The following is an 11,180-nucleotide window of genomic DNA, read 5'->3' as shown; positions in this document are numbered from 1 at the left end:
TTGGTTGCAGTTAATCCTGGCTCAGTTGCAATTAATCCTGGTTGAAGTGTAATTATAGTTGCAAATAATCCTGGTTTGGAAATGCGTTGATTGCAGGTTTGAGTGATTAGTATTGCAGGTTATTACAATTATGTTGGCTTTTGTGAAGAGTGGTAGCAGGGGGAGAAGATGAGTTACTTGAGCGATAAACACTCGGAACTAGCCTCAACTCAACAATCTAGCTTCATGCAATGGTTTGGGGGATTGTCCTTTGATAAGAAGATTGCCAATATTGGGGTTTCTCTCACCATTGGTATTACATCTGCTGCTATTGCTTGGACTGGGGAAAGTAGCAACCGGATTTATTTCTGCATCCGCACTCCCCAGAACGAATTACGCTGTGTCGATAATCACAACCGTCCCTACCGCATGACCTTGTGGCATTGGCAGCAGTGGAAGAAAGACGGAATGCCGACCACTGTTGTACCCAATCTCGGTATTTCACCCAAGGGCTTGGTTAAAGCCAGTAATCCCCACAAACCACTGTGGGCTTTGGGTGCATTCGTTGGGTTTGCCACTGCGGGATGGATGCTGCGGCATTTGCAGTCTGACGAACGCAAACTGGCTAATTTCCAAACTGTTGCTGAAAAACGTGACATAGCACAAGCTGAACTCAAAGCACAGTCAGAACTAATGGACAATTATCGTGAAGTGGCAGTCAAGCAGGTCGAATTGCAAGCTGATTTAGATTTAATCGCCAACGATCGCACTGTGGACATCCAAAAGGCTGAAATACTAGGTGAAACAGAAATCCTTATCACCCAAATGGAGGCAAAAGACGCGGTGTTTGAAGCAGAAACCGCTGGTATGAGTGAAGAACAACGCCAAGAATATATAAACTTCCTACGACAGCAGAAAACTCCTTACTTGCAAGGAACCCAGACTTTACAAGGAACCATTGATCCAAAGGACAAAGTATCGGATTCGGGGGAAAAAGAAATACTCTTTAAGGGTGAAAATACAGACTCCGAGTCCAACCACCAAACGAATGATGGAATTAGCCAAGAACCAACAAATACTTCTAACAATACTAATCCCACACTTGAACCACTTAACAGAATCTTGGCTGCAAAGCGTTCAACCTTAATTGTGGGTGGTACGGGTGCTGGTAAAAGCGTAACTGAGTCGTATATGCTGACCAAATTTAACGGGCGATTTCAAGGAGCCTCAGTTTGGGCGATCGCTCAGAAGAATGATTCTTTCTGCGGCTTAGATAAAAAAGGTCGGGTACTTTTATTTGACCCCCTAGAACCACAACTGGCGATGGCTGCTATCGACCAAGTTTACAACATTTACGATCAGCGCCGGAGGGTTCCAGAACATCGCCGCCATGAATTCGACAACCAACCAGTAAGGTTAATCCTTGCCGATTGGCATTCTCAATACGAAACAGTTAAGGACGAACAATGGTTTCAGCCTTATCTCAAGAAAATTAGCACCATTATTACAGTTGGCAGGGAACTGAATGTTTGCCTAATTATCGACACTCAATCATTCAATTTAGCAGCATTGGGTATCGGTGACAGCAATATTAGAAAGAACCTCTACATCATCGCACAAGGCAACTATAACGTTGAGCCAGACGGTACGGTTAATGATAGTTATGGTGTACTGTACAACCTAATAACTAACGCCAAGATTGTAGAAGATGCAGCACTAAGGCTTCAATTAAAAGAAAGATTTAACGAACTGAAACCACAATCCAAGCAATTAGGACAACCATTAATATTTATTTCAGTTGACCCCATGCAGTTGGATATTCTACCAGATATCACCAGCTATAAACCTGGACAAAAACCAGCTATCACACTCGATACTGTTAGCCCAGAATATCTCAACAATCTGCTGAAGCTGGAGTTCTATATCGACCAACCATCAACCAATGATTATGCCAGCGAACAAACCCAAGAGTCAAACATAAAGCTGACAGAAATCCAGGTGAAACTGATTGACTACCTCAAGGGTAAAGGTGCAAAAACTCCCAGGCAGATTAAACAGAATGCTGCCAAGTTGTTTAAGGGCATATCAGAGCAGACTATTAGAGATGAACTCAAAGTACTTGTAGCACTCGAAAAAGTAATTATTTCAGGTGAAGATAGCTACACATACGTCGAGTAAGTTGGACTGTTGGCATCGTTGTCATAACTGCGTTTATAAGTTTATATATGCCCATAAGCCAACACACCCTCTCACCAACCAACATACCAAAAGCATTGACATACATACCTGACAGCACCCAACACTTATCCAACATGCATCCAACTTCATCCATAATCCAACATCAAAGCAACTAATAATCCAACACCAAATATTTGTTAATTCAAAGCTGCAAATACATGATTTTTGTACTGAAAAAGCAGGTAAAATAACACTAATTGCATCGACAAAAATCCAGCATTCAATTAAATGACTCGCTTTATACATGACAAGTTTGCCAAGGATTATTTAGAAGAATTATTAAAAGATTATGGAGAGGTAAAATCATCCGAAAAAGTATCGGGAGAGATAAAAGAAATAGATGTATTGTTCACTCCTTCAGTCGAACAAGCCTCTAATTTACAAGTACTGGGTTTGCTAGGAAGACTTGCCGAATATCCTGCAATATTAGAACCATTCCGCAATCCTGCCTCTACCGACGAAATATGCGATTGTATTTTAAAATTATTAGAAGTAAAGGGTGGATTGCGACGAGAAGCACTCAGGAAATAAAACCAAACTCCAGGAGTCGGAAATACCCAAACTGTGGGTTCTGACTCCAACAATATCTGAACGCTTATTATCTAGCTTTAACGTTAACCAAAAAGAGGGATGGTTGTCAGGAGTATATTTTTTAGGTGATGCCTTACGGACAGCAATTGTAGCCATACATCAATTACCGGAAACACCTTCTTACGTTGTGGTTGAGATTATTGGGTAGAGGAAGTAAACAAGAACAAGCGATTGTTGAGTTGCAAGCGTTACCATTAAATCATCCATACCAAAAGGCAACACTCGAACTCGTTTATAACTTGCGTGAAAATTTGAGAGTAAATCAAGAATTAGATACTGATGATAGGGAGTTAATTATGCGATTAGAACCACTTTATCAAAGAGACAAAGAACAAGCTATACAGTCAGGAGAGCAACGTTTAATTATACGTCAGCTAAATCGCCGTATTGGTGAAATTGATGCATCATTAATCGAGCGAGTTCAAGGATTATCGATTGAACAATTAGAGAATTTAGGAGAGGCATTATTAGACTTTTCTAATGTTGCTGATTTATCAGCTTGGTTAAACCAACAACAAGGATAAATAACCGGGAAAATAGTTAAATTTTGACACTCTCAAAATCAGAATTCGGGAGAGTGTCAATGACAAATAGTTTATTACATTAAGCTGTCGTCAATGCCCATACCCCATACCCTTCTTAATCCCATAACGACACACTTGGATGTGAGTCGCTATTAGGTTTAAATGTTGATAAAAATTATTTCTTATGATAAAAATCCGCAAGGAATAGGGTCATCCCAACGTCAATTCACCCGATGGCATATCAACAACCAACCGTCGAGTAGTTAGCCATTGACGACCGAGTAAAACTTCAGTTAAATCTTTACCAACGTGAACGGGAATGTCGAACTCACTACCATCAATTCGTACCTTACCTGCGTAGATGTCAAATCTTACATCCCCCCGTGCAGGGAGCATTATTTGTTGGTCAAAATAAGTCCAACCAAGTGCATCTAAATCTTGGTCATTAATTGCTAACCAATACGAAAAACCCGTATCCAACATTGCATCAACTGGTAATTCTAATAAGTAAGGATGTTATTAAATTAATCTCAAAAAGTAGCGCATCCTCATCACCAAAAAAACCGTCTATCATATCGTGCCGCAAGCCCCAGACTCATTAAGGGATTGAGCCGAGATACGACCAAAATAGTGCCACTTATATTAGCAGACATCATTTTTAGGGGTTTTGAGCAGCATTAGCAGACATAAAACCCCAGTTTTCGGTCAATTTACGTCTGCTAATGTCAATTAGCGGACATGAAAAACTTAAAAACTAGTACAGCGCAAATGTATATAGGGTAAGTTTTTCGGGCGAAGTGGCACTAATTCGCACGTATCTCGGCTCAACCCCATTAATTCGGAAAGTATGGTGTATTTTACCAGGATGCTTTTCACGACACTGTTGCCAAACCACTTCTAAATTTTTATCGACGAAATACTCTCCACTATCGGGTTCAACCGCAACATACCAGTTGTAGTGAGTCTCAATCAATTCCGATTTGACTTTATCAAATATCGGTTTACAACGTTGGTAAAAAGCCTCACGTTCGGCTTCACGCTGCGCTTTTTGTTCCTCTGTCCATTGGATTTCGGGGAAAATGCGTCCCCTGCGTGCGGTACGAGTCGGTTTGGTTTCAGTCATGGTTGGTTCAAAGCACAATTGCAATATCTATATTGGACAGCATTTTCCGCGAGGAGAAGCGCTTTGGCAACCAAAATAAGCATATATGGAAGAAAGGGGAATTTAACAGGCTTTGTCAGTCCCATTAACCGATGCCCGCGCTCCAAGCCGCAGACGGCAGCGCTTCGCGATCGCGCTCTATCACCTTCCCAATTTTACATTCCATACCTTGCCCGCATTGTCAAACTTATCACCACAAAGGAACAATAAATCTCGATCAACCAATACACTCGCAATCTTTGATGCGCTGCTGATAAGTAACAGTCATTGCGTGGTAAATATAAGGAGAATCTGCGCTTAAAATATGTAACGCGCGTAGAATCTACCCTTGCCTACAACCGCGCATGACCAAGGAATATTATGACCCCATGACAGGCACAATTGATTTAGTCCATGCTCCGGATGAAGTCAAAATTTTTGAGATTGCCTACGGGGATTTTCTATGCCCAAGGTGTGAAAACTAACGTGCTGTTTTTCCAACGGGGAACGACGGAGAAGGGTAACACCAAGCAGGTGTGGTTTTATGATATGCGGACGAATATACCTGTTTTTGGCAAGCGGACTCCTTTAACTAGAGAGCATTTTAGTCCCTTTAAAGAAGTTTATGGGGATGATGCTAATGGGGGAAGTCCGCGTGTTGACCAAGGGGAGTTGGGACGCTGGCGCTGCTTTACACGGGAGGAAATTACTAAACGCGGCGAAAACCTGGATATAACTTGGCTGCGGGATGAAAGTTTGCAGTCGGGGGATAATTTACCGGAACCGGATATCATTGCAGCCGCTATTATGACAAGATTACAAACAGCGATGGAGGAGATGGAGGCGTTGACGGTGTTGCTGTCAGGTGAAGAAGAAACCGAGGAAGGTGCAGCACTTTTAGAATAAAAGCAAACCCACAATAATCAATTCTTATGACCCAAGCCTTACCAAAAATAGTTACCTTTGACGAATTTATCACCTGGTATCCTGAAAACTCTGGGGTACGCTACGAACTGCACAATGGGGAAATTGTCGAAATGTCACAGCCTACAGGGAAGCATGAAAGGATAAAAGGATTTTCGGCTGCTGAATTGACTGTAGAGTTTAGACGATTAAATCTCCCCTACTTTATTCCCAATCAAGCAATTGTAAAACCACCACAAAGAGAATCAGGTTATTTCCCTGATGTATTAATACTAAATGACGCAGCTTTGGTTGATGAACCTTTTTGGGAAAAGTCTTCTACTGTTACTAAGGGTGCATCAATTCCTTTAGTGATTGAGGTTGTCAGTACCAATTGGCGCGATGATTATTATCTCAAACTTGCCGATTATGAAGAAATGGGTATCCCCGAATATTGGATTGTTGACTATGCAGCATTGGCGGCTAGGAAGTTTATCGGTAATCCCAAACAACCCACTTTCTCAGTCTATCAACTAATTGATGGGGAATACCAAGTTAGTCTGTTTCGGGGTAGCGATAAAATTCTATCTCCTACTTTAAGAGAGTTAAATTTAACTGCGGAACAAGTTTTTCATGCTGGTCAATAATAAGTATTAAATTTACTAAATCATCAGAGGTAGGTAGTAAAGATGAGTGCAGAACAAGAATTATTAACTAAGTGGCGTTCTCTTCCACAAGACAAACAGGAAGAAGTTTTAGATTTTGTTGAATTTCTTCGCTTGAAAACCTCTGCAAATAAAACTCCCTTGGGAGAACGTTTACGCCAAATTCGCACTCTTATTGTTGCTGATGGTGAACCTTTATTAGATGAAGATGAAATAGAAAAAGAAATTGCTAGTCGTCGTGGTGGATTACAGGAAACATAACCCGTTAGAGTAACTTTTTATTAGGAGAAAAAGACGATGGATAGTATAAAAATCAGATCCCATGTGGGTAAAGATGGGATTTTACATTTAGATATCCCCTTGGGAATAACGGATAGAGAAGTTGAAATCATGGTGATTTATCAACCAATAGAAATATCAAAGCAGCAAAAAACACCAGAAGAATTAGGCTGGACTCCTGGTTTTTTTGAGCAAACTGCTGGTTGTTTAGCAGATGACCCAATTCAAAGATATCCTCAAGGTGAATACGAAGAACGAGAGCCGTTATTTGAATGATTTATTTGTTAGATACTAACGCTTGTATTGTTTATTTAAATCGCCCTATGTCTGGCGTGAGACAAAAAATACAATCGCTGTCACCACAAGATATTGTTGTGTGTTCGGTGGTAAAAGCTGAACTATTTTATGGTGCAATGCGAAGCAACAATACTACACGTACCCTAGCTTTACAAGAAGCATTCCTAAATAATTTCGTATCATTGCCTTTTGATGATTCCGCCGCCACTATTTACGGGAGAATTCGGGCTGAGTTAGCAGCTAGTGGTACGCCTATTGGTCCTTATGATTTGCAGATTGCTGCTATTGCAATGGCGAATAATTTAATCTTGGTTACGCATAATACGCGGGAATTTAGTCGAGTGAATGGGTTGCAGATTGAGGATTGGGAGGAAATGGAGTGAGTGAGGATAAATATCAATTATATGAAGTACGGAGTGCTTGGATCTGGACTACTACTAGTGAAGTGTGTTCGTCTGTAAGAGATGGAACTCATGATACGCCTAAGTACGTTGAAGAAGGGATTCCATTAATAACGTCTAAAAATTTAATTAACTATCCTTTTTCAACATACCAGTCAATAAATCCGACATTTCCAAAGAGTCTCTATTCCGATTATCATCATAAATCATCAATGTCCTGGGGTCAGCGTGCCGACTTAACTTCTGCACCTTCCTAATATTCCCATCAGTTGCATCCAACGCCGCCGTAATCGCGCTATGCCTCACCCTATGCGGTGACATCGGCTTTTTGACACCCGCCGCTTTAAACGCCCGTGCCACTATTTTATGAATAGCATCCCCCGTCAACCTATGCCCAGAGTTATGGAAATCCAACGCCGTAAAAATTGGTAAATTCTCATTATTATCCCCCCTCGCAATCAACCAAATAGCAATAGAATTCGCCACATCCTTAGACATATCAATATATTCTTCATTTGTCCCCTGACCCTTACCCAAAATCCTCAACTTCCGCCCATAAAAATCAAAATCACTCACATTTAACTGACACACCTCATTCCTTCTTAAAGCCAAACCCCACAACACCAGAAAAATTGCATAATTACGCTTACCAATCAACGTTTCCCTATCAAATTGTCCGATAACTTTAGCTATTGTTTTACTATCAACACCCCTAGTATCCCGGTAAGCTTTTACTTTCTCAGACTCCACATCTTCCAAAGAATAGTTACAAACACCCAACTTTCTCCCCATTTTAGAGAGCGATTTAATAGCAGCCAAACGCCGATTCACAGTAGCTTCCCGCACCCCACTTTGAATTAACAGCGCCTTATATTTCAACACCACATGCACAGCTTGCTCCCGCGTCAGGTGTAAAAACTCCAACACACTATCCCGATTGGGTAACACAGAAGTCATCTTTAAGAAGAAATCCTTAATATCTTTCTCATAAGCCCTTCTGGTATTCGGATTTCGCTTATCAGCCAAAAGTTGAGCTAACACATCTGGATCTGAGTGTAGCGGCTGGGAAAAATACCGCACCACCGGCGCATCCAAACAAGCCTCTAACGAGAGCTTGACAATTTCACCCCTTTCTGATTCATTTGGCATCAATACTCCCCCAGACGTTCGCGATAATGTAGGTTTCCACTAACGCATATCATATTACGTACACTCACTACCACAAAAGTTATATTTAATAATCCACTTGTGATGGGGTGCGGAATTCATCTGGTGTTTGATATCAATCGGGACTATGTGAAATTGCTGCTTTGATATCAATATTGATATCAAAAGCAACGGTCAGCAGAGTATAGAAAACTGTACAGAAAATTGTCTGTCGTGATAAGGGACAAGGACTAAGAAGAAATGCAGAACTTTGTTTATTAGATCCACGGGCAAAGTACGATACCGAGAGCGTGAAGTTTCTGCATTTTATAGAGCTATTTTGATTGCGAGCGATAGCGTTCGCGCTCATAGTCCTTTATAGCGGAAGCGCTGCCGCAATCAAAGCTCCTCGCATGGGGGTGTTTGTTCGTCGCTCCGAAGTGCCGGTGTGGTGTACATATATATAGATGTAGTTCAACAAATAGCGGTTGTCGCGGAGTTTTATTTCGACGAGTTACTTAGCATCGTTATCAACCTTTTAAGTTGCCCAACCCGCTTGCGCTGGTCGTACCTACGTTTGGCATCTGTGGTAATTTTCTCACGTAACGCATTATCTCCACTTGCAACTGTCCAAGCTGCTTCTAGGAAGGTTTCAACTGTAATTCCCCGTATGCGGCAAAATTGTGTCAGTTTTTGGTCGAGGTCTTTTTCTAAAACTATCGCCGAGTGCCGCTTGGTTTCTGGGTATTGTTCGAGTTCGGCGATTAGTGCAGCAATAGTATCAGCACCATTAGTTGTAGTTGGACTTTCTACTGACTCTACTGGCAACGGTAGTGTTGCAGCTTCTTCAAGTTCAAGTTCTTTTTCTGACTGAGATCCTTGCTGAACGAGCGCATCAATTCTTGGTTCAACAGTTCGGCGGTTGCGTTTGTTACGGAGTTGGTTAAGTATATTATCATCCATTGTTTATTTATTCCAATGTGTGCTAATTTTCTCGATTAAGATTTCAAACGGATATTCTAAGTCTTGATATCCCAACTCGCTAAGGGTTATACGTTTGTTGATTGCTTGTTTGAAACGTTCCGATTCCCGGATGGAGGGTAGAACTAATTGTTCGCCAACTTCCGAGCGCATAGAGTCAACAGATGCCCGACTTTCTTGCGCTTGGGTGTTTCCAAACCAGCGATCGCGGAAGGGTAGGACACCTAATACTTCGGCATCGGTTGCTCCCACATCGCGCAGACCATTGAGTAAGTCAAGGGTTCTGATTAAGGAACCATAACCTTTTACTGATGCTTCTGCGGGGATGACCAAAAAATCTGCCGCCCCCAGGACGGTTAAACAAATTTGCGATCGCTGCGGTGGAGCATCGATAATGCACACTTTGAATATTTTGGCAACTGCTTCTAATCTACGTTTGAGTAAGGTTGCACCCACCCCGCTATTAGATAGATAGTCCTGTACGGTGTCGAGTTGGTCGTCGGCGGGGATGAGAAATAAATTCTCGTTATATGCGGTGGGGTATATGCTATCTTCGGCGGGAACTGTTTTTTTGAGAAATTCCAGTAGAGTTGGTTGGTTGGGTTCCAACTCAAACCCTAAATAAGTAGTGAGGTTGTGCTGCGGGTCAGAGTCAATCATTAATGTGGGACAACAGGAGCGTGCAAGCAGCCGACCTAGAAATAAGGCTGTTGTCGTCTTCCCCTGTCCCCCACTGAGGCTGGCGATGCTAATTGTCAGCATATATACATTTTTGACTGCACTCTATTTAGCTTAAACTTATTTTATTATTTTAATAAATACTAAATTTAGTTTTTTAGCTATTCGTAAAATTAGCTTTTTAAGTAAAGCTACATGAGCGCGACCATTGATGGCACTCTTCTTCAGGCAGTCAGACGCGCGTCATCTCTAGAACAAAAAAACAACGCGCTGCTTATTAAAAATGACCCAAGCGATCGCGCAAGTACCGAACCGTATTGGGAATCATCCCGGCGGCTCCAAGGAGCAGCGACCGGGCATGAGGCTCGCAGAGCGCCCATTTTTTTCGCACTTTAATGAAGAGCGAACTCAAAACGAATGGGGGTTACTCTACCCTAGCCTGGAATCCCCCCAGAAACTGGGTTTCTCCAGAACGAATCGCACTCATTCGTATCTCGCTTCAATGCTCAAAAACAACGCAGAGTTATGGTTTATAGTTAATACTGAAGTACAAACCTTTGTCTTGAAGATTATCTCCCCTATTGCGTAACTCGACAAGTGGGATAGCATAATCCAGTCGCATATTAAGTTGTGGAAACGGTTGCCACAAGACTCCTAGACCAGCACCTGCGAGGAAATTATCGTCTGTTAACTGATTGGGATTTCCTGATTGATTCCACACTGTTCCCATATCAAAAAAGGGCGCAATTTGAAGGGTAGGTTTTCTAGCTTTATTGCGTTTCTAAAAGTTCTGATTCAGCTCGAAAGTCAAATTTGTCAAAAGGGTCTTGAACAATTTTTTCGCGTCTACGTTCTAACCTTAATTGGAGGGTACCGTTTTTGGGATTGAGTGGAACCTGATAACCTAAACTAACTGCATTCAAACCATCTTTATTAGAGAAGTGAAACGGGTCAGTTTGAAAGAATGTTCCTCCCCAAGCCTCAACCATTTCTTGGAGTAGTCCGTCTTCGTTGGGGAAGTTTCCGCAGTAGTAGCCTAAAAATTTAGCCATGTTTTAAAATCAGTGTGAAGTGTTGTTTTCGCTTTTTGAAGACTGCATTCTGATAGAGGCGATCGCTTATTCTTGGTCGGAGCGGCGATCGCCCTTGGCGGGCACTCCGTGCCATCGTCTCTTAGTCATCCGAACCACAGGCAACATTAAGCACCACAGCGGCAAAGCCAGTGCCTAACAGTCCAGAAAAGGTCAAGATTGCTACTCCCGTGTTAAATTTTGTAGCATTGGCAAAATATTCAGATAGTCCTGAAGTATTTCGGAAGTATATTGAGTATTTTTACTTAAAAAAATTCCTTGATTAA

General features: G+C 41.8%; 15 protein-coding genes and 1 pseudogene. 9 read left to right on the top strand and 7 right to left on the bottom strand.

Annotated features, from left to right (window positions below):
• Window positions 1–168: 168 nt before the first annotated feature.
• Entirely contained in the window at window positions 169–2,157 is a 1,989-nt protein-coding gene (locus TOL9009_RS41940; protein ID WP_051502761.1) for a type IV secretory system conjugative DNA transfer family protein, read from the top strand.
• Between the two features lie 288 nt (window positions 2,158–2,445).
• Window positions 2,446–3,332 (top strand): annotated as a pseudogene (locus TOL9009_RS37665) (DUF4351 domain-containing protein).
• 210 nt (window positions 3,333–3,542) lie between these two features.
• Here TOL9009_RS37665 and TOL9009_RS37660 read toward each other — a convergent pair.
• Window positions 3,543–3,815, bottom strand: a complete 273-nt coding sequence (locus TOL9009_RS37660; protein WP_313770039.1) for an aspartyl protease — start codon at window positions 3,813–3,815, stop codon at window positions 3,543–3,545.
• A gap of 271 nt (window positions 3,816–4,086) precedes the next feature.
• On the bottom strand, window positions 4,087–4,455 hold the full coding sequence (locus TOL9009_RS37655; RefSeq protein WP_242055545.1) for a hypothetical protein: 369 nt from the start codon (window positions 4,453–4,455) through the stop codon (window positions 4,087–4,089).
• 63 nt (window positions 4,456–4,518) lie between these two features.
• On the opposite strand from TOL9009_RS37655, the gene TOL9009_RS45010 reads away from it, so the two are divergent.
• The 6 genes from TOL9009_RS45010 (at window position 4,519) to vapC (ending at window position 7,000) form a co-directional block, all read left to right on the top strand.
• Complete coding sequence (locus tag TOL9009_RS45010) at window positions 4,519–4,704, top strand: hypothetical protein (protein WP_144238125.1); 186 nt, start codon at window positions 4,519–4,521, stop codon at window positions 4,702–4,704.
• 192 nt (window positions 4,705–4,896) lie between these two features.
• Complete coding sequence (locus TOL9009_RS0102545) at window positions 4,897–5,379, top strand: N-6 DNA methylase (RefSeq protein WP_242055547.1); 483 nt, start codon at window positions 4,897–4,899, stop codon at window positions 5,377–5,379.
• A gap of 26 nt (window positions 5,380–5,405) precedes the next feature.
• The gene (locus tag TOL9009_RS0102540; protein WP_029630981.1) at window positions 5,406–6,023 is read left to right on the top strand and encodes a Uma2 family endonuclease; all 618 of its coding nucleotides are present in this window, start codon (window positions 5,406–5,408) and stop codon (window positions 6,021–6,023) included.
• Window positions 6,024–6,065: 42 nt separating this feature from the next.
• Window positions 6,066–6,302 carry a DUF2281 domain-containing protein gene (locus TOL9009_RS0102535; RefSeq protein WP_029630980.1) on the top strand — a complete coding sequence of 79 codons (237 nt, stop codon included), beginning with the start codon at window positions 6,066–6,068 and terminating at the stop codon, window positions 6,300–6,302.
• A 36-nt stretch (window positions 6,303–6,338) separates the two neighbouring features.
• Window positions 6,339–6,596 carry a hypothetical protein gene (locus tag TOL9009_RS0102530; protein WP_029630979.1) on the top strand — a complete coding sequence of 86 codons (258 nt, stop codon included), beginning with the start codon at window positions 6,339–6,341 and terminating at the stop codon, window positions 6,594–6,596.
• Window positions 6,593–7,000 (top strand): type II toxin-antitoxin system tRNA(fMet)-specific endonuclease VapC, encoded by a 408-nt coding sequence (gene vapC, locus TOL9009_RS0102525; protein WP_029630978.1) that lies wholly within the window; start codon window positions 6,593–6,595, stop codon window positions 6,998–7,000. The genes TOL9009_RS0102530 and vapC overlap by 4 nt, the downstream gene beginning before the upstream one ends.
• 147 nt (window positions 7,001–7,147) lie before the next feature.
• Here the strand turns inward: vapC and TOL9009_RS0102520 are convergent, their stop codons facing one another.
• From TOL9009_RS0102520 to TOL9009_RS0102495, 5 genes are all read right to left on the bottom strand, one after another.
• Window positions 7,148–8,167 carry a tyrosine-type recombinase/integrase gene (locus TOL9009_RS0102520; RefSeq protein WP_029630976.1) on the bottom strand — a complete coding sequence of 340 codons (1,020 nt, stop codon included), beginning with the start codon at window positions 8,165–8,167 and terminating at the stop codon, window positions 7,148–7,150.
• A 498-nt stretch (window positions 8,168–8,665) separates the two neighbouring features.
• On the bottom strand, window positions 8,666–9,127 hold the full coding sequence (locus tag TOL9009_RS0102515; RefSeq protein WP_029630974.1) for a hypothetical protein: 462 nt from the start codon (window positions 9,125–9,127) through the stop codon (window positions 8,666–8,668).
• A 3-nt stretch (window positions 9,128–9,130) separates the two neighbouring features.
• Window positions 9,131–9,907 (bottom strand): ParA family protein, encoded by a 777-nt coding sequence (locus TOL9009_RS0102510; protein ID WP_029630972.1) that lies wholly within the window; start codon window positions 9,905–9,907, stop codon window positions 9,131–9,133.
• A gap of 439 nt (window positions 9,908–10,346) precedes the next feature.
• Window positions 10,347–10,571, bottom strand: a complete 225-nt coding sequence (locus TOL9009_RS0102500) for a BamA/TamA family outer membrane protein (protein ID WP_260675820.1) — start codon at window positions 10,569–10,571, stop codon at window positions 10,347–10,349.
• Window positions 10,572–10,593: 22 nt separating this feature from the next.
• Complete coding sequence (locus TOL9009_RS0102495) at window positions 10,594–10,875, bottom strand: hypothetical protein (protein WP_029630967.1); 282 nt, start codon at window positions 10,873–10,875, stop codon at window positions 10,594–10,596.
• A 22-nt stretch (window positions 10,876–10,897) separates the two neighbouring features.
• Here TOL9009_RS0102495 and TOL9009_RS46785 point away from each other — a divergent pair, with 22 nt between their 5' ends.
• The gene (locus TOL9009_RS46785) at window positions 10,898–11,053 is read left to right on the top strand and encodes a hypothetical protein (protein WP_186227458.1); all 156 of its coding nucleotides are present in this window, start codon (window positions 10,898–10,900) and stop codon (window positions 11,051–11,053) included.
• The last annotated feature ends 127 nt before the right edge of the window (window positions 11,054–11,180 follow it).

Origin of the sequence: [Scytonema hofmanni] UTEX 2349, from assembly GCF_000582685.1 — a bacterium.
Classification (GTDB): Bacteria; Cyanobacteriota; Cyanobacteriia; order Cyanobacteriales; family Nostocaceae; genus Hassallia; species Hassallia hofmanni.
The sequence above is the reverse complement of the archived record's forward strand: the minus strand, read 5'-3'. Positions and strand labels throughout refer to the sequence as shown.